The sequence below is a fragment of the Edaphobacter paludis genome, assembly GCF_039993895.1.
GTDB classification, from domain to species: domain Bacteria; phylum Acidobacteriota; class Terriglobia; order Terriglobales; family Acidobacteriaceae; genus Edaphobacter; species Edaphobacter paludis.
The window spans coordinates 3,034,231-3,057,085 of sequence record NZ_CP121194.1; the positions used below are offsets into that span (position 1 = coordinate 3,034,231).

Annotated in this window: 17 protein-coding genes; 8 read left to right on the forward strand and 9 right to left on the reverse strand. The window is 59.1% G+C overall.

From position 1 onward, the window contains the following. Positions 1-15: 15 nt before the first annotated feature. The gene (locus tag P4G45_RS12620; protein WP_348266832.1) at positions 16-618 is read right to left on the reverse strand and encodes a DinB family protein; all 603 of its coding nucleotides are present in this window, start codon (positions 616-618) and stop codon (positions 16-18) included. A gap of 125 nt (positions 619-743) precedes the next feature. On the opposite strand from P4G45_RS12620, the gene P4G45_RS12625 reads away from it, so the two are divergent. Next, positions 744-1,925, forward strand: a complete 1,182-nt coding sequence (locus tag P4G45_RS12625) for an aminotransferase class V-fold PLP-dependent enzyme (protein ID WP_348266833.1) — start codon at positions 744-746, stop codon at positions 1,923-1,925. A 2-nt stretch (positions 1,926-1,927) separates the two neighbouring features. Here the strand turns inward: P4G45_RS12625 and P4G45_RS12630 are convergent, their stop codons facing one another. After that, a complete protein-coding gene (locus tag P4G45_RS12630; RefSeq protein WP_348266834.1) occupies positions 1,928-3,802 on the reverse strand; it encodes an APC family permease in 1,875 nt (624 codons plus the stop codon). Between the two features lie 130 nt (positions 3,803-3,932). Between P4G45_RS12630 and P4G45_RS12635 the strand changes: the two genes are divergently transcribed. From P4G45_RS12635 to P4G45_RS12650, 4 genes are all read left to right on the forward strand, one after another. Next, on the forward strand, positions 3,933-4,499 hold the full coding sequence (locus P4G45_RS12635; RefSeq protein ID WP_348266835.1) for a glutathione peroxidase: 567 nt from the start codon (positions 3,933-3,935) through the stop codon (positions 4,497-4,499). Positions 4,500-4,614: 115 nt separating this feature from the next. Next, the gene (locus tag P4G45_RS12640; RefSeq protein ID WP_348266836.1) at positions 4,615-5,724 is read left to right on the forward strand and encodes an alpha/beta fold hydrolase; all 1,110 of its coding nucleotides are present in this window, start codon (positions 4,615-4,617) and stop codon (positions 5,722-5,724) included. A 24-nt stretch (positions 5,725-5,748) separates the two neighbouring features. Then, positions 5,749-7,023 (forward strand): cation:proton antiporter, encoded by a 1,275-nt coding sequence (locus P4G45_RS12645; RefSeq protein WP_348266837.1) that lies wholly within the window; start codon positions 5,749-5,751, stop codon positions 7,021-7,023. A 411-nt stretch (positions 7,024-7,434) separates the two neighbouring features. Beyond that, positions 7,435-8,064 (forward strand): PEP-CTERM sorting domain-containing protein, encoded by a 630-nt coding sequence (locus P4G45_RS12650; RefSeq protein WP_348266838.1) that lies wholly within the window; start codon positions 7,435-7,437, stop codon positions 8,062-8,064. 97 nt (positions 8,065-8,161) lie between these two features. On the opposite strand, the gene P4G45_RS12655 is transcribed toward P4G45_RS12650, so the two are convergent. Both P4G45_RS12655 and P4G45_RS12660 read right to left on the reverse strand, forming a co-directional pair. Continuing rightward, positions 8,162-10,651, reverse strand: a complete 2,490-nt coding sequence (locus P4G45_RS12655) for a 2-oxoglutarate dehydrogenase E1 component (RefSeq protein ID WP_348266839.1) — start codon at positions 10,649-10,651, stop codon at positions 8,162-8,164. A gap of 105 nt (positions 10,652-10,756) precedes the next feature. After that, positions 10,757-12,268, reverse strand: a complete 1,512-nt coding sequence (locus tag P4G45_RS12660) for an altronate dehydratase family protein (protein ID WP_348266840.1) — start codon at positions 12,266-12,268, stop codon at positions 10,757-10,759. A gap of 167 nt (positions 12,269-12,435) precedes the next feature. On the opposite strand from P4G45_RS12660, the gene P4G45_RS12665 reads away from it, so the two are divergent. Next, complete coding sequence (locus P4G45_RS12665; protein ID WP_348266841.1) at positions 12,436-13,299, forward strand: hypothetical protein; 864 nt, start codon at positions 12,436-12,438, stop codon at positions 13,297-13,299. Positions 13,300-13,399: 100 nt separating this feature from the next. Here P4G45_RS12665 and P4G45_RS12670 read toward each other — a convergent pair whose 3' ends face one another. From P4G45_RS12670 to P4G45_RS12690, 5 genes are all read right to left on the reverse strand, one after another. Then, entirely contained in the window at positions 13,400-13,600 is a 201-nt protein-coding gene (locus tag P4G45_RS12670; protein ID WP_013581125.1) for a cold-shock protein, read from the reverse strand. Between the two features lie 195 nt (positions 13,601-13,795). Next, entirely contained in the window at positions 13,796-14,578 is a 783-nt protein-coding gene (gene cmk / locus P4G45_RS12675) for a (d)CMP kinase (protein WP_348266842.1), read from the reverse strand. Then, the gene (locus P4G45_RS12680; protein ID WP_348266843.1) at positions 14,575-16,836 is read right to left on the reverse strand and encodes a hypothetical protein; all 2,262 of its coding nucleotides are present in this window, start codon (positions 16,834-16,836) and stop codon (positions 14,575-14,577) included. The genes cmk and P4G45_RS12680 overlap by 4 nt, the downstream gene beginning before the upstream one ends. Before the next feature lie 571 nt (positions 16,837-17,407). Further along, positions 17,408-19,330, reverse strand: a complete 1,923-nt coding sequence (gene mutL, locus P4G45_RS12685; protein ID WP_348266844.1) for a DNA mismatch repair endonuclease MutL — start codon at positions 19,328-19,330, stop codon at positions 17,408-17,410. Between the two features lie 105 nt (positions 19,331-19,435). Next, positions 19,436-20,026, reverse strand: coding sequence for a PEP-CTERM sorting domain-containing protein (locus P4G45_RS12690; RefSeq protein WP_348266845.1), 591 nt, complete (start codon positions 20,024-20,026; stop codon positions 19,436-19,438). 343 nt (positions 20,027-20,369) lie between these two features. Between P4G45_RS12690 and P4G45_RS12695 the strand changes: the two genes are divergently transcribed. Both P4G45_RS12695 and P4G45_RS12700 read left to right on the forward strand, forming a co-directional pair. Further along, positions 20,370-21,725, forward strand: a complete 1,356-nt coding sequence (locus tag P4G45_RS12695; RefSeq protein ID WP_348266846.1) for a Gfo/Idh/MocA family oxidoreductase — start codon at positions 20,370-20,372, stop codon at positions 21,723-21,725. Beyond that, the gene (locus tag P4G45_RS12700) at positions 21,718-22,773 is read left to right on the forward strand and encodes a PmoA family protein (RefSeq protein ID WP_348266847.1); all 1,056 of its coding nucleotides are present in this window, start codon (positions 21,718-21,720) and stop codon (positions 22,771-22,773) included. The genes P4G45_RS12695 and P4G45_RS12700 overlap by 8 nt, the downstream gene beginning before the upstream one ends. Positions 22,774-22,855 lie beyond the last annotated feature (82 nt).

The following is a 22,855-nucleotide window of genomic DNA, read 5'->3' on the forward strand; positions in this document are numbered from 1 at the left end:
CGTTCCACGCGCCAGTTACCTCTGGCTAGCCGGAGGTACGATGCCATTCATCCTCAAGTATTCGACCAATTGTCCGTAGTGGTCGAATCCATGTGCGACCACGAAACCCGCAAGACTGGCCCGAGTCTGGTCTCCGCGAACGCTCTCAAAGGCGTTTTGTGGCGTCAACGTACCAATCGCCTTATGCACAAAGGCGAACGACGCCTGCAGCGCTGCCACGAGCTGATCCTTGTCCGTCATGCTCCCGATCGCCTTTACATCGACATCCGGCTTCATTCCGCTCAACGAGCCGGCGTAGAAGTAATTCGCCTGTGCCACATGACCCACCATCGCACCAAAGGACCGGACGCCCTTATTGTCCGGTGACAGATAGTCCGTCTTTTGGTCCGGCTTGAAGATCGCCGCGCTCGGGGCGAAGTTATACTTATCGGCCGGCATAGCCTTCGCCGCGCCCATCATCTCCGACTCGAATCCGCTGAGCATCGCGTCGAACGACTTCGCGGGTGGGATCATCGTACCCGGAGCGACCGCCGGGGCTTTTGCGCCGCCCATCTGGGCCTGCGCGCCGAATGAACAACATGCAGTCAACGCCAACGCAACGACCATCTGCTTAATCATCGTCTGTCTCCAATCAGTCTTTTTGATTGCGCTGCCGATCCACGCAGCGACGCGCCCAGCCTATCAGATCTCGCTCATCCCGGGCACAATGCCCATCCATCCGTTGCCGGACGTAAAATAGCCCTATGCGCCATATCTACATGGACGCGAATGCCACGACTCCTCTTCTTCCCGAAGTCTTCGAAGCCATGCGCCCCTTCTGGATCGAGCACTTCGGCAACGCCAGTTCCATCCATCAGCAGGGCCAGTACGCCCGCGCCGCCGTCGATCACGCACGCGAATCCGTCGCCAAACTCCTCCACTGCCGCGCCTCCGAGATCGTCTTCACATCGGGAGGCACCGAGAGCGATAATCTCGCGCTCTTCGGCACGCTCAGCGAAGGTGCCCACCTCATCACTACGGCCATTGAGCACCATGCTGTTCTTCACGCTGCTGAATCGCTCGTCGCACGAAATATCGAGGTCACCTTTCTCCCCTGCACGCCGCAGGGACTTATCGAACCCGCCGCGCTCGAAGCCGCGCTACGCCCCAACACAAAATTAGTCAGCATCATGTTCGCGAACAACGAGACAGGCGTCATTCAACCTATCGCCGAGCTCGCCCGGATCGCCCACTCTGCTGGAGCGCTCTTCCACACCGACGCCGTACAGGCCGCAGGCAAGCTCCCACTCGACCTGAGTCCTCGCGGCCCGCTCAAGGACGTAGACCTGCTCAGCCTCTCCGGCCACAAGATCTACGGGCCCAAAGGCATCGGCGCTCTCTTCGTCCGCCGTAGTGTCCGCCTCGCGCCGATGCTCCACGGAGGCGCCCACGAGCGCCAGCGCCGCGCGGGAACAGAAAATGTCACCGGAGTTGTCGGTCTCGGCAAAGCCGCCGAACTAGCGCAGGAGTGGCTGCTCACCGATGGCCCGGCCAAATTAGCCGCACTCCGCGACCGCCTCGAACAAGGCATCCTTAGCCAGGTAGAAGAGTGCGGCGTCAACGGCGAGGGCGCACCCCGCGTCGCCAACACCACCAATCTCTACTTCGATCATGTAGAAGCGGAAGCGCTCGTCATCGCGCTCGATCTGAAGGGTCTTTCCGTCAGCGGAGGCAGCGCCTGCCAGTCTGGCGCCACTGAACCCTCGCACGTCCTCACCGCAATGGGCCTCACGCTGGCCCGCGCCCGCGCCAGCATCCGCTTCTCCCTCTCCAAACTCACCACCAAAGAAGAAGTCGACCAGGCCCTTACCCTTGTTCCTACCGCCGTGGCCCGCCTCCGTGAGCTATCGCCCACCTTCGGCAAAGCCGTAGCGGTGGTCGCCTAGCCTCACAGATACCAGGGAATATTCACCACTACGATCCTCTGATTTCCCTTCAGAAGTAGTAGCAGTTTCAACAACTGTACCCGCTGCCCATGCAGCAGGTTTTCCCACCAGTGCCGTACGACCATCTCCGGTAGGATCACTGCGACCTTACGCCCTGGATTCTCATCTTCCAGTTTGAGGATGTAATCCATCAAGGGAGTAATCACGAATCTGAAATTGGATGGGATCGTCACAAGTTCCGGCTCCTGCAATCCTTCTTTCTTAATCGGGGCCAGCACCTTGTCTTCCCACACATCATCGAGCCCTTCATCGCCCTCGCTGTCCGAGTGGATGTGCACCACCTTGATGTCTTTCGACAGCAGCAGCCCAAACCGCATCGCCTTCTCGGTAATTCGATCCCATCGCGCCATGGGTATAACGACGATCGGCGACTCCAGATTCACCAGGTTCAACGGAGTCATGTCCTTCATCTCCCGCTTCACCCTCGAATAGTGCCGCTTTACCCCAAGCATCAGCAGGATCAGCACCGGCACCAGCAACGCAGTCACCCACGCTCCGGCTGCGAATTTGGCGATCAGCACCACAATCGTCGTCAGCCCCGTCGCCAAAGCGCCAAAGCCATTCACGAACATGTGCCACCAGTGCTTCTTGTAGCCGCCTTCTGCCTTCTGCCAATGCACAACCATGCCCGCCTGCGACAACGTGAAGGCCAGAAACGCACCAATCGCATAGAGCGGAATCAATCTTTCCGTCTGTCCATCGAACAGAATCAAAATGACCGTCGTAAACCCGGTCAGCGCATAGATTCCATGCGAGAACAACAGCCGGCGACCGCGCAGAAGAAACACATGCGGCAACGAATCATGAGCTGCAATCGCGCGTACCAGTCGCGGAAAATCAGCGAAAGCTGTGTTTGCGCTAAGAGCCAACGCAGCCAGCACGGAGGCCATCGTCAGGTAGTAAAACCATCCACGCCCAAATACCGCGATTGTCAAAATACTCAATACGGTCTGAAAGTGTGGCGCATCCGACTCCATCGCCGTTACTCCATAAGCCCGTGCCAGATACGCGATTCCAAATAACAGAACAACGAGTATCCCGACAATGACGGACAGCGTAATCTGCGCCTTCTTGGCACGCGGATCCGCAAACGCCATCACTCCGTTCGAGACGGCTTCCACACCCGTCATTGCAGCGCATCCACTCGCGAACGCTTTCATCAACAGCCACAGCCCGAGATACTTTACCGTGGCGGGGAGCGCCGCAGGGGGCGCGACCACAGGCGTAGGATGGCCACCGCTCATAATGGTGTGGTATACGCCTACACCGATCATGACCAGCAGCGTACCCACAAACAAAAAGGTCGGCGCCATAAACGCCGCCCCAGTGTCCTTCACCCCTCGCATGTTCACAATCGCAAGGACCGCCAAAATCACTAAACATATCAGCAGCGTGTCTGACTGCAGTGCCGGCACGGCAGAGGTCAAAGCCTCAACGCCCGCCGATATCCCGACAGCGGCCGTCAGAATATAGTCGATCATCAACGCGGCGGCAGCCAGCAACCCTGCGCCCTCGCCCAGGTTCTCACCCGCCACGGTATACGAGCCACCACCATTCGGATAAGCCGCAATCGTCTGCCGGTAGCTGAAGAATACGATCCCCAGCAAAATTAAAATTGCTGAAATGATCGGGACAATATAGTGGACTCCCGCCAATCCCAGAGGAATCAGCAGCGTCATCGCCGCCTCTGGTCCATATGCTGCGCTGGTGAGCGCATCCAGGCCGAAAATCGGGATTCCCGCAGCGACGCCAATATGTTCGGCGCGCTCTTCACTTGTTGCTAACGGTCTCCCCAGAAGGGAGTCAACAAAAGACATCGTTTCTGTATAGTAACCCGACTGTCAAACCAAGCATCTAACTTCTTTTGCTGCCTTACCGTACCCTCAAACTGCATTCATCGCCTTTATCATCAAAATAAAAAAACCTAATCCGAAATCAGGAGTCCCCATGCCCTCGACCCTATACGACGTTCCCGTCACTCGAATTACCGGCGAAACCACTTCGCTCTCGGACTATCGCGGCAAAGTCCTGCTCGTTGTCAATGTCGCCTCGCAATGCGGCCTCACGCCCCAATACGACGCCCTCGAAAAGCTCTACACCCGTTTCAAGGATTCCGGCCTCGTCGTACTGGGCTTTCCCGCCAACGATTTCGGCTCGCAGGAGCCCGGAACCAATGAGGAGATCCAGACCTTCTGCCGCAGCAACTTCGGCGTCAACTTCCCCATGTTCTCGAAGATCGCCGTCACTGGACCCGGCATCCACCCCCTCTATAAGTCCCTCATCGAAGCCAAGCCCAAAGCCACCGGCGACGGCCGCGCCGCCATGCGCGAGAACCTCAACGGCTTCCTCGGCAAGAAGCACAACTCCACCACCAATCCCGAACCCGGCATCCTCTGGAACTTCGAGAAATTTCTCGTCGATCGCAACGGCAACGTAGTCGCCCGCTTCTCCCCCGAAGTCACCCCGGACGACCCAGCCGTCATCTCCGCCATCGAATCCGCTCTCGCCAAATAACTGCAAGGCTGGATGGGTGATCCTTTCTCATCCAGCCGAAATTCGACCGTCATAGTTCCGCTTGCCTTTACCCCTCTCTTCCATTCAAATGGCAGCAACATCCGAGAACCCCTCTATGCGCCTCGCAGCCCTAGCCCTCCTCTTCTCCTCTGCCATCGCCGCCTCAGCCCAAACCATGTCGGCCCCCACCGCGCAGACGCCTCCCGCCGCCACAACTTGGCCCACGCAGGACGGCACCTACATCATCAAAAACTTCCGCTTCGGCACCGGCGAAACCCTCCCCGAGCTGAAACTCCACTACCTCACCCTCGGCACGCCGCACCGCAACGCCGCCGGCCACATCGATAACGCCATCCTCCTGCTCCACGGCACTGGCGGAAGCGCCCACTCGCTGCTCGCGCCGCAGTTCTCTAACATCCTCTTCGGTCCCGGCCAGCCTCTCGACATCACGAAGTACTACCTCATCTTTCCCGACGACATCGGCCACGGCCAGTCCAGCAAGCCCAGTGACGGCCTCCACATGCGCTTTCCCCATTACGACTACGACGACATGGTCTCGAGCCAGCACACGATGTTGATGGATGGCCTCCACGTCGATCACCTCCGCCTCATCTTCGGCACCTCCATGGGCTGCATGCAGTCCTTTGTCTGGGGCGAAACCTACCCCAACTTCGCCGACGCCCTCATGCCCATGGCCTGCCTCCCCGTCCAGATCGCGGGACGCAACCGCATGATGCGCTACATGGCCATCGAAAACATCAAGAACGATCCTGGCTGGAAGAACGGTGAGTACCCCACCGAACCCACCGTCGGCCTTCGCACCGCCTACGAGATCTTCCTCATCATGGGCTCCAGCCCGCTCCAGATGCAGAAGAACGAACCCACCCGCGCCGAAGCCGAGGCCTATGCAGACAAGTACCTCGCGCGAGGCGTCGCCAACACGGACGCCAACGACTTCATCTACTACACCGACGCCTCCCGCAACTACGATCCCAGCGCCCGCCTGTCCACCATCACCGTCCCCGTCCTCTGGATCAACTCCGCCGACGACTTCATCAATCCGCCCGAGCTAGGCATCGCCGAAAAGATGGTGCCGCTCATGCCTCACGCCAAGTTCATCCTCATCCCCATCTCCGACGCCACCCGCGGCCACGGCACCCACACCCAGGCCGCCGTCTGGAAGGACTACATGGCCGACTTCCTGCGCCAGACCGACAAAAATTAACCCACAGCAGTTAGTCTGTGACTAGTGACCCTGACTCTCAACAATTTTTTTGGGCTCCTCGGCGGCCTGCTCGTCCTGGCCTTCGTGACCAACCGTTTCTCCCGTCGCACCCGCGTACCGGACGTCATTGTGCTGCTGGCCTGCGGAATCGTCCTCGGCCCGGTTCTCCATTGGATCAACGCGGACCGTTTTCCTGAACTCATCCGCGGCGTTGGCACCGTCGCGCTCATTCTGATCCTCTTCGCCGCCGGTCTGGAGCTTGACCTGCGTCGTGCCTTGAAGCAGTTCACCGCTGGCATGACGCTTGCCCTCTTCAGCTATGGCCTGACGCTCGCCAGCGTAGCCTGGTTCAGCATACATATCCTGGGCATGGCGCGAATGCCCGCGCTTCTGGCCGCGGCGGCGCTGGCCTGTATGAGCAGCTCCATCATCCTTCCTACTCTCGATCAGCTCGACCTTCGCCACGATCTCAAAACCACCCTCGTCATCGAAGCCTCCTTCGGCGACGGTCTCGGCGCTATCGGCGTAGGTGTTCTCCTCGGGCTCGCGGGCGATGGAAGCATCACCGCCAGAAGAAGCGGCAGCGCCATTCTCGGCGGCGTCTTCGCCCTCTTCGTCTTCAAATTCCTGCTGGCGTTTGTCGTCGCCATCGTCGCCGGATTCCTCTGGGTGCGATTGCTGCCGCGCGTCTCCGACAAGCAGTTCTGGCAGGTCCTCACCTTCGCCGTCGTCCTGATCGTGTACTCCATCACCGACGCCATCGGCGGGAGCGCCCTCTTCGCCGTCATGGTCTTTGGCGCGACACTCGCCAGCCTGCTCGATCCACAGAACTCCATGCAAAGGTTCGGATTCGAGATCCTGGCGGCAGGTCACAGCGACAAGATCCATTCCTTCCATTCCGAGCTGGCATTTCTCGTCCGCAGCTTCTTCTTCGTTCTGCTCGGTGCGATGATCCAGTTCAGCGGATTGAAGAAGCAGATCCTGCCCAGCCTGGGCATTCTGACTGTATTTCTGATTGCGCGCATCCTTGCCGTGTCGTGCAGCAGAATCGTGTGGCGGGGAACCTCCTACCGGGAGCTGGAGTTCGCCACCCTGCTGATTCCCCGCGGCCTCATCACCGCCGTCCTCGCCCTCGAAGTCATTCAGGCAGCCCCCACCGGGCTCGCCTACTTCCCTTCCTTGACCTTCGCTCTCATCCTGTTCACCAACGTTCTCGTTCTTCCCGCATCAATCCGAGCGCGGGCCCTTGCCATCATCTCTACCCCTACGCCGCCAACCGGCGAATTACCATCCTCTTAGGCGCTTCCAGCGAATCTCCTGCCTTCTCGATATTGTCATCCTCCGTCGCGTGCCAATGAGGGTGCTTCTAGGCGGGACAATGATTCTTCGAAGCGTTCCACAACCGCTACTGTCACAAGTCATTGAAGAACCAGCATCTTCTCCGAGCGGTTTAAATGATTCACAGCATAGGCAACCTTTTTCCCATTTGCAACACAATGCGAAGGCAACTTCCTAAGTTGCCGGCACAGATTTGCACATACTATCGAGTCGAGACCTTTCCGCTCGGCAGATATAGCCCTTCAAGTCACTGAAACAAATATATTTACAGAATTTATTCCCTGAAAATAATATCTGGCTGCCAACTTGCTAGTAGCTCAAGTGCATCAGGGACCCATAAATTCTGAATCTTTATATATAGAAAAGGCACACATGAAACTGAATAAGCGCATTCTCCTTGCCATTCCCTGCCTGGTAGCTTTCATAGCCGTAACAGGTTCTGCGCACGCATCAACCTTCAGCGGCACCATCTTTGAAAACTCAACCTCTTATCCCAATTCTCTGCCCGCCACGACCTCGGGACTCACTCCCTCCGCAACGTTTAGTGTGGATGGCATCAACTTCAACTCCAACAACGGAGCAGGCGACTACACCATCGCGGGCTTCCTTACCTCCGGCGGCAATACCGTCACCAACCAGTCTGCCAGCTTTGCCGGCATCGCGGGCGATACGCTGAACAACTCGATCATGGAGTTTACCGGTTACACCAACCTCGTCGCCGGTCAGACCTACAACGTCATCCACGATGACGGAGCCATTCTTTACATCAACGGCGTGCAGGTCTTCAATGCAGGCGCACCCACCGCGGCCGAGACCTCCAACTTCGTCGCCTCAGCCACTGGCACGTTCGCGGTTGACCTCCTCTATGCTGAGGTAAACGGAGCTCCTGCTGTCCTTACCTCTGACCTGGTTGCCACGACCCCGGAACCCAGCAGCTTCATTTTGCTTGGCAGCGGCCTTATCGGCGTAGCCGGTCTCGTTCGTCGGCGCATGGGCGTCTAACATCGCCATTGCGTCACCGAAACCAGCATCAAGGTTATATGCAATGACGGAGAAGCGGTTAGGAACAACTTCCTAACAGCTTCTCCGTCATCTGTATTTAAGTAGACTTAGCGCCAAACGCTAGATCGATCAGGGTCTTCTCTTCCATATCGTGCGCCTTCGCCGAGCCGGTGGCCGGAGTCGCGCTTGGACTTCGCTTTACGCTCAGCACCGCACGATCGCCGGCAAGACGCCGTAGCAGAGGCAGCACATAGAACGCCGCGCCCATGTTCGCCGGCTCTTCCTGTACCCAAACAATCTCCTCAGCGCCGGGATGCTGATCGAGCGCAGCCTGTAGTTCCTCCTCAGGCCACGGGTAGAGCTGCTCGACAAAGATGATGCCGACGCTCATATCCTTTCGCTTCGCCCGCTCCATACGCAGGTTGTGTCCGATCTTGCCGCTGCAAACCAGCAACCGCCGCGGATCAGTCACCTCGTTATCAGGCAGAACATTCTGATAACGGTCGCGGGCGAAGTCAGATAAGTGTGACGAAGCATCGGGATGACGCAACATGCTCTTTGGCGTAAACACGATCAGCGGCTTGCGCCACGGTCGCAATGCCTGACGCCGCAGCAGATGAAAATATTGCGCGGCCGTCGATGGCTGGCAGATCTGAATATTGTCGTTCGCCGCCAGTTGCAGATAACGCTCCAGGCGGGCGCTCGAGTGCTCCGGGCCTTGTCCCTCGTAACCGTGAGGCAGCAGCATCACAATACCCGAGAGCAGTCCCCACTTCATCTCGCTCGACGCGATGAACTGGTCGATAATGACCTGCGCCCCATTGGCAAAGTCGCCAAACTGCGCCTCCCAAAGCACCAGCGCCTCGGGATAGTCCCGAGCAAACCCATACTCAAAGCCGAGCACCGCAGCCTCGGACAACAGCGAATTATATACCTCGAACCGGGCCTGTCCCTCACTCAGATGGGCCAGCGGAATGTACTTCGTCTCGGTCTCCGTGTCGACCATCACCGCGTGGCGCTGGTTGAACGTTCCTCGCTGCGAGTCCTGCCCTGTCAGCCGGACCAGCGTTCCCGACTCCAGCAAGGAAGCATAAGCCACCAGTTCTGCCGCGCCGTAATCGAAAGGCCGCGTGCCAGCGCCCATCTCCACCCGCTGCTCAAACAGCTTCTTCACCTTCGGATGAATGTGAAAGTCGCTGGGATACTTCGTCAGGGCGAGCACCAGCTCATTGACGCGCTCACTCGGCAAACCGGTCGGGACATCGTCCTCTGGCAACAATTCCCCGCCCTTATAAGAGCTCCAGTAATCGGGCATCTCGCGCAACAGCGGCACGCGCTCGGCCTTGGTCGCGGCCTTCTGGTCGTCGAGCAGCTCCTGCTGGATCTGATGCACCTCGGCCGCTGGATCGACACCGATCCGCTGCGCATAAATCTGGTACAGCGGTGGATGGTCCTTGATTTTGGCATAGCGGCGCGGTTGCGTGACCGTAGGATCGTCAACCTCGCTATGTCCGTGCCGTCGATAACCAATCAAGTCCACCACAACGTCGGAGTGGAAGCGATGCCGGAACTCCGCCGCAATTGCAGCCACACGGACCACCGCGTCGGGGTCTTCGGCGTTCACATGGAAGATCGGAATGGGCAGTCGCTTGGCGACGTCCGACGAAAAGCGAGACGAGTTCGACTCTTCGGGAATCGCCGTGAAGCCAAGCAGGTTGTTGACGATGACATGCACCGTCCCGCCCACGTTGTACCCATGCAGCGTCGCCATGTTCAACGACTCGGCAAGAATGCCCTGTCCCGCGAACGCCGCATCGCCATGAATGATGAGCGGCAACACCGCATCCTTGCCACCCTTGCCGATGCGCTCCTGCTTCGCGCGCGCGCGTCCCAGCACAACGGGATCAACCGCCTCAAGATGGCTCGGGTTTGACGCCAGATGCAGGCCAATCACTTCACCCTTCGGCGAACGGTACTCGCCGGTGGCGCCGATGTGGTACTTCACATCTCCTCCGCCCATCGTGCTGCGCGGATCGACATCTTCGAACTTGGTGAAGATCTCCGACGCCTTGCGGCCAATCGTGTTGGTCATGACATTCAGGCGTCCACGATGACTCATGCCCATGACGCACTTCGTCACTCCAAGCCCTGCGCTCACCGCAAGAACTCGGTCGAGAAAAGGGATCAGAACGGTGAGGCCTTCAAGCGAGAAGCGCTTCGTTCCCAGATAACGGGACTGAATAACCTGCTCGAAGATATCGCCGCGAATAAGCTGGGTGAGAATAAGTTTCTGGTCAGCAGTAGGTGGCGTCTGCTCGATGCGTTCCTGCAACCACTGCCGCTGTTCCGGGCTGGGGATATGCATGAACTCGGCTGCAATGGTGCCGCAGTAATATTTGCGGGCCTCTGCGGCAGCTTCGCCTTCGGGTGCCGGGGTGGGAAACGGCTCAGGCGGAAGGTATTGACCGAGCGGATCGAGGGAGGCCTGAAGGTATCCCCAGCGGCGAAAGATATCGAAAACTGTTTCACGGTCTTGCTGTTCTGCTACGGGAGCCGGTGGGGTCACTACCCCTGCCTTGGTGGCCATTGCGTCCTCACTTCAGATCTATTCGCGATCGTTCGCGTGCTTCTTTTATGCTAGACCTTTCGGCGATGCACCGCACGTCCTTCATCAAACTTGTGCGATAGGCGACTACAAAGTTGCACTCTGCAGCCAGGGCTGGAACTCCTCGTCGCCAAATCCCAGCACCTCGCTTCGGGTCGGCTTGCCCGATGCCACGGCGAGCATCTCTTCAAATATCCTGGCGCCAGCCTCCTGCACCGTCTCATCGCCGTCGATGATCGTGCCGCAGTTGATGTCCATATCGTCGGCCATCCGGTTGTAAAGAGGAGTGTTGGAGGCCAGCTTGAGCGACGGTGTCGGCTTGCAGCCAAAGACAGAACCCCGACCCGTTGTGAAGCATAGAAGGTTTGCCCCGCTCGCAACCTGACCAGTGGCCGAGACCGGATCAAAGCCGGGGGAATCCATAAAGACGAGGCCCCTTTTATGGACTGGCTCGGCGTAACGATAGACCTCGATCAGGTTCGTTGTTCCGCCCTTCGAGATGGCTCCGAGCGATTTCTCAAGAATCGTCGTCAGACCTCCGGTCTTGTTTCCGGGCTGCGGATTGTTGTCGATGGAGCCCTTGTGGCGCGCGGTGTACTCCTCCCACCAGTGGATGCGCTCGATCAGCCGGGCAGCCACTTCGGGGCTGGCAGCTCGGCGGGTGAGAAGGTGCTCGGCACCATAAATCTCCGGCGTCTCAGAGAGAATGGCGGTCCCCCCGTTCCTAACCAAAAGATCCACAGCAGCCCCCAATGCCGGGTTGGCGCTGATGCCGGAGTAGGCGTCGGAGCCACCGCATTGCAGACCTACGATCAGATTCGAGGCGGAGACAGGAGTGCGGCTTACCTGGTTCGCCTGCTCCAACATCTCCCGGACGGTGACTATCCCGTTGCGGATGGCGGCAGCAGTGCCCCCCTCTTCCTGAATGGTGCTGGTACGGAGGTTGGAGGAGCGGCCGGTAAGAGCCACCAGACTGTCTATCTGATTGGTCTCGCAGCCGAGGCCGAGGAGCAGGACTCCCGCGAAGTTGGGATGGGTAGCGTACCCGGCAAAGACACGGCGGAGTAGGTCGGCGGGTTCGCCGTGCTCGGCCATGCCGCAGCCGGTGCCATGTGTGATGGCGACCACACCGTCGACATTCGGATAGGCACTGAGAACCTCAGGCGTGAAGTGCGCGGCAATGCGGCGGGCGACGGTGGCAGAGCAGTTGACCGTCGTAAGGACGCCGACGTAATTACGGGTGGCGACGCGGCCATCGGACCGGACGATTCCCTGAAAGATAGCTGCACTGGCGGAGTCGAAGAGTTCGGTTGAGTGGGCCTCGGTGCCGATGGAGTAATCGCGCTCGAAGTTTCCCGTGACGAGATTATGCGTGTGAACGTGCTCACCAACTGCAATAGGCTTACTGGCGAAACCTATGATTTGATTGAATTTTCGAATGGGGTGGCCAGTTGAAATGGCGCGGAGGGCTATCTTATGACCGGCAGGGATATCAGCTAGGGCTGTGATGTTCAGGTCAGGAATGGGGGTGTTCGCCGCGACCGGGTGCAGGGCGACGGCTACATCGTCAGAGTTGCCAAGGATAAGCATTTTAGGCATTGACTTTCCTTTTCCTCAGCACTGTAGCGAGAAATGCGCGACGCAGTGTTATTGGTACGACCACAGTCTACTCTATTACACGCAAACGATTTCCGATACTCTTGCCGCCAAGGCTGGGGAACTGTTCCCCATAAGATGGGGACATGGCGGGTGTCTCTTCGAGGATCTTGATTTTGACCGTGGCTTTGGGGTGGGGCGTGGCCGGTGGAAGAGCGCAGGGTCTGAACGCAGAAAAACCGCTGCCGGACATTCCCGCGCTGATGCATGAGGTGGAAACTCATCAAAAGGAGGCTGAGGCTGTTCAGAAAGACTACTTGTATCATGCGGTGGATATGGTGCAGCAACTCGACGGAAACGGCAGGGTGAAGAAGACTGAAACCGAGGAGTATGACGTCTTCTGGGTGGAGGGCGTGCAAGTCCACAAGTTAACAAAGAAAAATGGGAAAGAGCTAAGCGCGGGCGAACAGCAGAAACAAAACAAACGGATCGACAAAGAGGTGACCAGGGCCAGAGAGAGGCGAGCGAAGGCCGAAGCCGAAGGAAAGACGACCGATTCCAATGGCTATGAGGAGGTCACCGTATCGCGTCTGCTCGAATTGGGCAGCTTCAGCAACGCACGGCGGGTCATGCTGAATGGGCGGAAGACGATCGCTGTGGATTACGTGGGCGATCCCAAGGCCAGAACACGCAACCGTCTGGAAAACTTGATTCGCGATGTGGCCGGAACCGTGTGGGTGGATGAAGACGACGATGCTATTTCAAAGCTCGAAGGACATTTTCTGGATACATTCAAAATTGGGGCAGGGCTGGTGGTGAACATCCAGAAAGGCACGAGCTTTTCACTGGAGCAGCGGAAGATAAATGATGAGGTTTGGCTCCCAGTTGAGGTGGATGGCCGAGGAACGGCGCGGGTGTTTCTGCTCTTCAGATTTAATGGAAACTTTCGAGAGGTTGATTCGGGATATAGGAAGTTCAAGGTCACCAGTACGATCTTGCCGGGGATAGGAAAGCCTTCGGATCGCTCCCAATGAAAGAAAATATCCATAGAATCGCAGTGTGTTAAACGCGGAAAGGGACAGCCTGAGCCGTCCCTTTCGCAAATCTTTTTTGTTTCTGTGGTGTCTCTAAAGACTAGAGAGGCTGGACGTCAGACGCCTGCCATCCCTTGGGTCCTTTGACCACGTTGAATTGTACGGCCTGGCCTTCCTGAAGGCTTTTGAAACCGTTTGAATTGATCGCCGAGTAGTGTACGAATACATCCTCGCCGTTCTGACGGCTGATAAAGCCAAACCCCTTGGCATCGTTAAACCACTTTACTGTTCCCTGTTCCATTGTTTCTTTCCTTGTACTACTTATGAATTTCCGTAGATCCAAATCGGGGTTCTTACACTGGCTTGCGCTGCAGAAAACCAATCTGTTTCAAACGATGTGGAAAGGTTAGCACATTTGCCAAGTTTTTTAATCAAAAGCGGAAAATACTTTATTTACTCACTTTAAGGTGTAGCGCTTTTGACCATGCAAACAAAGCTATTTATTGGACGGAAGATGTGAGTGGACAATCTGTTCCGCCTGAGCGAGGACTTCTTCGAGGGTCATGGTGGTGGAATCGAGTACGACAGCGTCGGGTGCAGGTTGAAGGGGAGATTCGGCGCGGTGGCGGTCGCGGTAGTCGCGTTCCTTGAGGTCGCGGAGGATGGCTTCTTCGGCGACGCGCTGCTGCTCAGCAGATTGTGGCTCGGGGATCTGGCGGTCTGAGTTCTGTGGAATCGTGGGTGACTCCGTGGGAACGGTCTGACGGTAGCGGCGATTGCCGCGAACCTCAGGTGCGGCGTCGAGAAAGATCTTCACTTCTGCGTCGGGAAAGACGGCGGTGCCGATGTCGCGGCCTTCCATGACGACCCCGCCCTGCTCGCCGAGCGCGCGCTGCTGAAGCACCATCCAGGCGCGGAGGTTGTGGTGAATCGAGATCTGCGAGGCGGCGGAAGTGACGTCCTGATCGCGGATGCGGCGGGAGACGTCGATTCCGTCGAGCAGCACGCGGTTGCCCTCAAGCTGCGGTTCGAGAGTGATGCGGGTGTGATTAGCGAGCTCGAGCAGAGGAGCCTCTTCGTCGAAGGCAAAATCGTTTTCGATCGCCTTGAGCGCGAGGGCGCGGTACATCGCCCCGGTTTCGAGATTGAGGAAGCCGAAACGGCGGGCGAGGTGGGCGGCCAGAGTGCTTTTGCCTGCGCCAGCTGGGCCGTCAATGGCGATGACGGGCCGCTGGCGTTTGCTGCGCTCAGGCTGAGAGGTAGCGGGGGATGGCGTCATTCGGCGGAGGCACCTTTTTCAGGTTTGAATTTACGCGCTGGCGCCCGTTTGCCGAAGGGTTTTTTGTTGCCCTTGAACTTATCGAAGGTGTTGGCCGGCTTGCCGGATTCGCCTGCAGCAGATCTGCCGTAGGGCTTTTTGCCGCCGAAGCTGCTGCCGGACTTTCCGGCGTAGCTTCCACCCGATTTGCTGTACGGCTTCTTCGCTCCGAAGCCGCCCGAGGGTTTGCCTGCGTAGCTGCCTGAACCTTCGGGGCGGAAGGGACGGCTGGGGCGTTCACCACGATCTGAGGAGAAGGGACGCGCTGGCCGATCCGGCCGGTCGGAAGAGAACGAACGAGCGGGACGGTCGGGACGATCGGATCTCTCCGGACGGTCGGAAGAAAATGGACGGGAGGGACGGTCCGAGAAGGGACGCGCAGGTCGGTCGCCCCGGGGTGCGTCGAATTTGCGGAAAGGCGGGCCGCTGGGGCGTTCACCGCGTCCGCTACGCTCGCCACGGTCATCGCGGTCGCGGGAGAAGCTCGGCTTGCCGCCGAAACGGGATGGGCCTGCGCCGCCTTCGCGGGGAGGGCGGGGGCTGAAGCTGCCGGTTGTGCGCGGACCTCCGAAGGCAGGCTTGTCGCCAAAGGTTCGGCGCGGGGGACGGGAGTCGCTGTCGCCCTCAGGACGCGGGGTGAACTCGCGGCGCGGCGGACGGGAGTCGCCAAAGTCACGACGCGGGGGGCGCGAGTCCCCAAAATCACGCCGAGGTGGGCGCGAATCGCCGAAGTCGCGGCGCGGGGGACGGCTATCCCCGAAGTCGCGACGGGGTGGACGGCTGTCGCCGCGATCAAAGGATTTTCCGGCGAAGCCTTCACGCTTGCGGTCGAAGGTTCCGGGTTTGGAGAAGGTACTGCGAGGCGGGCGAGAGTCGCCCGATTCGCCCTCGCGAGGGAATGGAGGCCGGCTGCTGGGACGGTCGCTGCGGAAAGCCGGTTTGCTGCCGAAGGACGGCTTGTTTCCAAAGGACGGTCTCGATCCAAAAGCAGGGCGTTTCCCTTCCCGGTCAAAGCTGGGCTTGCGGGTGTAGGGGCGAGGTGCGTCGCCGCTCGCCGCGTCTTCGCCGCGTACGGTCGAAGGTGTGCGCGATGCAGCGAGGCGGTCTGCCTTCTCCTCTTCCCAGGGCTTGGTGAAGCTGGGGCGGTCGGGGCGGTTGGACTCGCGGGTGAAGGGACGGCGCTCGCGGTTGGAGGTCTCAAACGGCTTGTTTACAAACCCTGTCCCGACCTTGCGAGGCTTGGGAACAAACTTCTTGATGCGGTCGGAGGATTCGGTTTCGCCTTCCGCTTCGGCGGCGATGGCAAATGCGTTGGCATCGTCGGGCGCGGGCGCGGCAATAGCGAGGAACTCGGGAAGTTCTCCGTTGACATGGAGGACGGTGCGGCCTTCGATGGCGATGGTTTCGAGCTGACGGGCCGACATGAGCGCGTGGACGACGTCACGGATTCGCGAACGGGCGGCTACAGGCGAGAGGAAGGTTTCTACGTCGTCTTCGGTGGCTACGATTGCCTGGCCAAGATAGAGAGAGGTGAGTGCCGAGAGTGCAGTCGGCTGGCCTGCGTTGGCTCCCGCCTTGATCTGCTTGGTGAAGCGCGTGGTGGTCAGCTCCCAGAGGGTAGCGGCACCATCGGACTGTGGGATAGGAATGACGCGGAGATGCTGCCAGAGTTCGGTAAGGGCGCGAAGGACGGCGGCCTCGGTGACCTCTTTGCCAAGCTGCGTTGCGAGGTCGTAGGCGCTCATAGTAATGCGCTCTACCAGCAGGTTGTAAGTGGCAAGGGCCAGCGGGGAGACTTTGGCCGCTCCGCTGGTGGTGGGAGGCTGCTTCCAGGCCTTGTCGCCGCGGAGCGTGAAGATGTAGGGGAACGCCAGGGGGGAGACGATGAAGTCTGGCGTCTCGGTGCCGGTGCCACTGGGAGTGCCAAGGAGGTTGAGCGGGATCGCTCCGCCGTCTGCGATGAGGCGGGCCAGGAGGCTGCGCGGCTCGTCGGTCTCGGCCAGTGTAGGCGCGGCGTTCGGTGTGCCGAGGATGGCCTCCACGAAGGTCGGCGCGGGCGATGGGATCTGCTGGGCGCGCGAGGTGTAGAGGACCAGGCCAGAGGCGTTGAGCCAGTCGCGGAGCATGTTGATGGTGAGAATGGGTTCGGCGTTCTGGTGCCAGTGGGTGAGGCGGGCGGCGGCGAGCTGGTCAGCCGTGGAGTTGCTTAGGTTACTCAAGGTGTTGCCTTCCTGCTGGGGCGAAACTACCGCGCGACAGCAATTCTCCAGCCTGAGCTGAAGAAGGACGATCTGATGATCTTTGGTTCGACGGGGAGGGTAGGCGATCTATTCGCTGAACCCCACCGCACATTTATAAGAATACTCAAGGTCGAGAGTCGGTCTGGGGGCGTTGAAGCCTTGGCAGGTATGTACCCCCCCTCCTACTTAAGTCCTAAAGTATTGGAACCAGAAGGTTTAAGTCTGGAATTCCATCCAGGCCATTTTTAAAACGAACACCCGGCTTGGCCGGGTCTCTGTCTTCTGTACTTGATTAAAGTTTACCAGCAATGTCAAGGATTGGATTGTGTGAACGGAGTAGGTTGCGGAATAAACCGTAGCCGAAAACCGTACCTCAGGGGCTAAAGCCCCATTCAGACAGAGCAGTTACGGCACGGCTGAAGCCGTGCCGTAAGCAAAGCTTGCTATTTGCGGTGAAGCCGTGCCCTTAAGCAAAACTGACTATTTCGCAGCCTGTGAAGGCGTGCCCTTAAGCAAAAGGGGAGATGGGCACTCTGCTCTGAGCACTGCCTTATATCCGCTGAAAGGCTTTAGCGATGTCTTTATGCGAGTAGCGCAGGGCGATGGGGCGGCCATGCGGACAGCTGGTGGGATGCTCGGTTTTTCCCAGTTCGGTGAGCAGCCAGTCGATCTTTGCGGGGTCGAGGGGCATGTTGATTTTGATGGCCGCGTGGCAGGCGATGCTGGCAGCGATGCGACGGCGGCGAGTCTCGGAGTTCTCCGCCTGCTGCTCGCGGTCGGGAACGGCGAGGACTTCTTCGAGCATTCGTTCGAGCTCCCTGCCTTCGAGGCCTACCGGAGCAGCCTTAATGGCGATGGTGCTGGGGCCGAAGGGTTCGGCTTCAAAGCCGTTGCGGTCAAGCTCGTCGGCAAGGCGGGCGAAGGTGACCATCTGTGCGGGGAGGAGATCGACCAGCACGGGCATCAGCAGACGTTGGCGCTGGACCTGCTCCACCTCACGGGCGCGGAGAATCTTCTCGAACAGGACGCGCTCGTGGGCGACGTGCTGGTCGACGATCCAGAGGCCTTCGTCGTTGACGGCGAGGATGAAGGAGTCGCGGAGCTGGCCCAGGGGCTTCAGTGTGGCGAGAGCGTTGAGGGTTTCGCTTTCGTTCGGCGATTCCTCAGTTTCGTAGCCGACGGGGATTTGCACTTCGGGGAAGGCGAGGCGGCCGGGGGATTCGGATACTTGGGGAGCAGCCAGATTGAAAGGAACGGTGTCGGCTGAGGTTGGATCGGCGTCGGATTGGGGCTGCCCATTTGGCTCAAAGACGGGTTGTGATGGGCCATCGCTCATGGGGCTTACATCAAGCAGCAACGAAGCGCTGGCGTGCGGAGTGTTGTGCAGAGCGGCGGCGAAGCTGGCCACAGGGCGGCTCTGCATGAGCGTGGTGCGGACGGTATCGCGGATGAAGTCGTGGACGAAGCTGGACTGGCGGAAGCGGACCTCGGTTTTGGCAGGATGAACGTTGACGTCTACCTCTTGCGGCGGCATTTCGAGAAAGAGGAGAACCACGGGAAAGGAGGTCGGCGGAATGATGTTGCGGTAGGCCTCGTTGAGCGCGTGGAGGACGAGCTTGTCGCGGACGAGGCGGTGATTGACGAAGACGTAGACGGAGTTGCGGTTGAGCTTTTGCAGCTCGGGCTTGGAGACGAAGCCGGTGATGCGGAGGTAGCCGGGATCGGGCGGCGTGTAGTCCTGCTCGCGCTTCCAGGGTGGAGGCTCGGGGAGACCAGCGCGGGTGAAGTCGAGCTCGGCGGTGGTGGGCAGCATGAGGTTCGAGGTCTCGCGGCCAAAGATCTGGAAGAGGCGGTCGGAGCTATTACTGACTGCGGGCGCTATGAGCAGGGCCTGAGTCGCGCTGTGCAGCTCGAAGTGTTTTGTCGGATGGGCAAGGGCGTAGTGAGTGACGAGAGCAGCGATGTGCGAGAGCTCGGTCTGCTCGGAGCGGAGGAATTTGCGGCGGGCGGGAGTGTTGAAGAAGAGGTCGCGGATGGTGATGGTGGTTCCGGCGGGCAGGCCCGCCTCTTCGACGCGGAGGATGTTGCCTCCGGCGATCTCGACCAGGGTTCCGGCTGCATCTTCCGCTGCGCGAGTTTCGAGGGTGAGTCGGGAGACGCTGGCGATGCTTGGCAGCGCCTCGCCACGGAAGCCAAGGGTGGCGATGGAAAGCAGGTCGTCGGAGGTGCGGAGCTTGCTGGTGGCATGACGCTCGAAGGCAAGCAGAGCGTCGTCCTTGACCATGCCGTGGCCGTTGTCGGCGATGCGGATGAGCTTGCGACCTCCGGCTTCGACCTCGATGCGGATGCGGGTGGCACCGGCGTCGATGGAGTTCTCAAGCAGCTCTTTGACGACTGAGGCTGGGCGTTCGACGACTTCTCCGGCGGCTATCTGGTTGGCTACCAGGTCAGAGAGGATTCGGATACGGCCCATAGAGTGCGATTGTACGGGAGCGCGGTGTGCGAATCCCGCTGGGATGGGGTGGGGGACAAAAAAGTGGCCGCCCCTGTGAGAAGGGCGGCCATAGGCGCTGGTTTGCTAAAGGGAGCGGATGGCCTGCGGCGCCATCCGGCGATAAAGGGTGGCTGCGGCGCCAAGAAGTCCGGTGGCGAACAGCAGAAGCGAAGAGGGCTCTGGAACCGGCGAAGGAGAGCCTGGATCGCCCTGGCCTGCGGTGAAGGTGCCATAGGAGGCAGCCTGGCCATTGTCGTAATAGAAGGCGTAGCCCGAGGTGGAATCGAGGGTGAAGCGGTTGGGAGTGGTTCCGATGGTCTCGGCGAAGGTGATGTCGTTGAGGTTCCCGTCAAGGAAGCGCACGAGGGTGGTTCCGTTCGCTCCAGCGAGGGAGAAGTTCTGGCCGTCGATATTGAAAGTAACGTCGAGCAGTTTGCCGTTGGCCTGGGTGTAATCGACCTGTCCGGTTGCGGGCGCGGCGCTGTCGACGGTGATGGTTCCGCTCCCACCGTAGAGCGAACCTGAGCCGGGGGTGAGGGTCAGGTCGTAGGTGACGGGTGAGGCGTGCAGGGTGGCAGGCGCGCCCAGAGCAAGAACGGCTGCGCAGAGGGTGATGAGGGTGGCTTTGATGATTGTTGCTTTGCGGTTCCGGCGAGTTCCAGGCAGAGAGTGCATTGAGAATCCTTCAAAAGAGATATGTACTGAATCACTGTCAACGTTCAGGTAGTAAGCATTTGGGTCGCCAAAGTTGCAGAAACGCTAATTTCAAAGAAAAGCTCAGTAAATGCAGATTGGGCTGTATTTGGCTCGATTTCCTGTCCCCTCATTTACCCACGTGTGCATTTTTTTGCCACTTCCAACCTAGACCGCTTGGTAGTTCCAAAAAATGGCTGGTGGCCAGACCACTTATAAGTTATGTACACTTCGCTGGCTGAGAACTCGATGATTTTGCACGGATCTATTTTTTGGCTGGAAAACGGTATGACCACGTCGATACGACACATCAGGGAGAGAATGCATGGCATCGCAGGACACGAACCGAAGGGATTTTTTGAAGATAGGCAGCTCGGCGCTGGCGGCTACGGCCGTCTCCTGGAATGCAACGAGCTACGCGAGCATTGTTGGAGCGAATGACCGGGTCAAGGTCGGGATTGTAGGCTGCGGCGACCGGATGAAGGGCGCCCTGATCCCTGCGTTTCAGGCAAATGCGAAGGACATGAACTTCGAGATCGTTGCGGTGTCCGATATCTGGAACCGGCGGCGGGAGGAAGGCGCTGCCTACATTCAAAAGCTGAGTGGCAACCAGATCGCGACGGTGCGGAACAATGACGAGCTTTATGCGCGCAAGGATGTGGATGCCGTTTTGGTAGCGACCGCTGACTTTCAACATGCTCGTCATGGGACGGAGGCTGTAAACGCCGGGCGCGATGCCTATGTTGAGAAGCCGACCGCCCACACGATGGAGGACGCTCGCCTGTTTCGCGCGGCGGTGCATAAGACGGGAAAGATCGTGCAGGTGGGTACGCAGCGGCGCAGCACTCCCAGCTATATGAAAGCTGCCGAGTACATCAAGTCGGGCAAGTTCGGCGACATCGTGATGGTGGAGATGACGTGGAATGTCAATCAGCCTGGGCGCTGGCGCAGGCCCGATGTGGTGCCGTTGTTGAAGGAAGAGGACACGGACTGGAAGCGCTACCTGATGAACCGTCCCTATGAGCCGTTCGATGCGCGGAAGTATCTTGAGTTCCGGCTGTTCTGGCCGTACTCCTCGGGGATACCCGACCAGTGGCTGGTGCACCAGATCGACACGGTCCACTGGTTCAGTGGATTGCCGCATCCGCGCAGCGTGGTGGCCAACGGCGGGATTTATCTGTGGAAGGACGGCCGCAAGAACTGGGACACGATGACGGCGGTCTTCGACTATGGCCCGCTGGATGATCTGTCGAAGGGATTTCAGGTGCAATATACTTCGCGCTTCACGAATTCAGCGGGCGGGGTAAAGGAGCTGTACTACTCGAATGGCGGGATGCTGGATATGTCGAAGCAGACGGTTACGCCTACGGGAGGCCTGACGGCGAAGTCGGCGGCCGAGATGAAGATGCAGCCGAATCTTCTGCCCAGCTTTCCGCTGGTGGAGCATGCAGAGGCGATGGAGACAGGCCTTGGCACCCACGTCGATTCGGAGACCTCGGCGAACATGCGCAACTGGATGGAGTGCGTGCGGTCGCGCAAGACGCCGAACGCCGACATCGAGGCCGGGTATAGCCACTCGATTGCGCTGTGCATGAATATTGCCGCCATCCAGACGGGGGAGAAGGTGACCTTCGACGATAAGACGCAGCAGGTGATGGCGGGGGGAAAGGTCCATGCATAAGTGGGTCTTGTGCGGCGTGATGGCTATGGTGGGAATGGGAAGTTCGGCTCAGGCTTTTGCAAAAACGGCGGAGAATGCTGTGAAGGTCACAGCGGATGAGGCGCAGCAGCGCGTCGATGTCACCATCGATGGCAAGCCGTTTACCTCGTACGTGTGGCCTTCGACGCTGAAGAAGCCGGTCTTGTTTCCGCTGATCGCGGCGGATGGCGTTACGGTGACCCGGGGGTATCCGCTCGCTCCTCGAGATGGGGAGCGGGTGGACCATCCGCACCATGCGGGTCTGTGGTTCAACTATGGCAACGTAAACGGGTTCGATTTCTGGAACAATTCGGATGCGATCAAGCCGGAGAACCGCGAGAAGATGGGCACGATCCATCAGGAGAAGATCGTATCCACCAAGAGTGGGCACGATCGCGGCGAGCTGGTGGTCGATTCAGTATGGGTTACGGGGAAGAATCAAAAGATTATCAACGAGACGACCCGCTACGTGTTTTCGCAGCATGGCGATGAGCGGGTGATTGATTTCATCACTACGCTTCATGCTTTGGATAAGGTGGTCTTCAACGACGACAAGGAAGGCGTGCTGGGAATTCGCGTTGCACATTTTCTGGAGTCGGCGACGGAGAAGGGCGGTATCTTTTCCGATGCCAGCGGACACCCAACCGAGGTGGCGGCTGGCAATACTGCGGGAGCGACTGGGGTCTACCTGACCAGCGAGGGCAAGAAAGGCGATGCTGTCTGGTCGACGCGAGGACGCTGGTGTGAGCTGACCGGCACCACGCCTGATGGCAAGACGGAGACGATCGCGATTCTCGACAACCCGACGAACCCGGGGTATCCGACTTACTGGCATGCTCGTGGATATGGTCTGTTCGCCGCGAACCCGCTGGGGCGGAAGATATTCGTTCCTTCGCAGACGGCGTTTGATTTCACCATCGATAAAGGGCAGAGTGCGACATTTCGGTATCGGGTGATTTTGCTCTCTCATGCTGCAACGGCCGAAGAGATGAATCGCGCGGCGGACCGGTTTGCCGCGGAGTACAAGTAGAACGTCGATTAGAGCGATTCTCCTCCAGATGTAGGTTGCGGTGATTCGAGCAAAACGCAGATTCCCTTCGGGAATGACAAAC

Coding starts and splice junctions, on each gene's coding strand:
- P4G45_RS12650 (WP_348266838.1), top strand. CDS start 7,435: ATGAAACTGAATAAGCGCATTCTCCTTGCCATTCCCTGCCTGGTAGCT.
- P4G45_RS12640 (WP_348266836.1), top strand. CDS start 4,615: ATGCGCCTCGCAGCCCTAGCCCTCCTCTTCTCCTCTGCCATCGCCGCC.
- P4G45_RS12695 (WP_348266846.1), top strand. CDS start 20,370: ATGGCATCGCAGGACACGAACCGAAGGGATTTTTTGAAGATAGGCAGC.
- P4G45_RS12660 (WP_348266840.1), bottom strand. CDS start 12,268: ATGCCTAAAATGCTTATCCTTGGCAACTCTGACGATGTAGCCGTCGCC.
- P4G45_RS12690 (WP_348266845.1), bottom strand. CDS start 20,026: ATGCACTCTCTGCCTGGAACTCGCCGGAACCGCAAAGCAACAATCATC.
- mutL (WP_348266844.1), bottom strand. CDS start 19,330: ATGGGCCGTATCCGAATCCTCTCTGACCTGGTAGCCAACCAGATAGCC.
- P4G45_RS12700 (WP_348266847.1), top strand. CDS start 21,718: ATGCATAAGTGGGTCTTGTGCGGCGTGATGGCTATGGTGGGAATGGGA.
- P4G45_RS12655 (WP_348266839.1), bottom strand. CDS start 10,651: ATGGCCACCAAGGCAGGGGTAGTGACCCCACCGGCTCCCGTAGCAGAA.
- P4G45_RS12630 (WP_348266834.1), bottom strand. CDS start 3,802: ATGTCTTTTGTTGACTCCCTTCTGGGGAGACCGTTAGCAACAAGTGAA.
- P4G45_RS12620 (WP_348266832.1), bottom strand. CDS start 618: ATGATTAAGCAGATGGTCGTTGCGTTGGCGTTGACTGCATGTTGTTCA.
- P4G45_RS12635 (WP_348266835.1), top strand. CDS start 3,933: ATGCCCTCGACCCTATACGACGTTCCCGTCACTCGAATTACCGGCGAA.
- cmk (WP_348266842.1), bottom strand. CDS start 14,578: ATGACGCCATCCCCCGCTACCTCTCAGCCTGAGCGCAGCAAACGCCAG.
- P4G45_RS12625 (WP_348266833.1), top strand. CDS start 744: ATGCGCCATATCTACATGGACGCGAATGCCACGACTCCTCTTCTTCCC.
- P4G45_RS12670 (WP_013581125.1), bottom strand. CDS start 13,600: ATGGAACAGGGAACAGTAAAGTGGTTTAACGATGCCAAGGGGTTTGGC.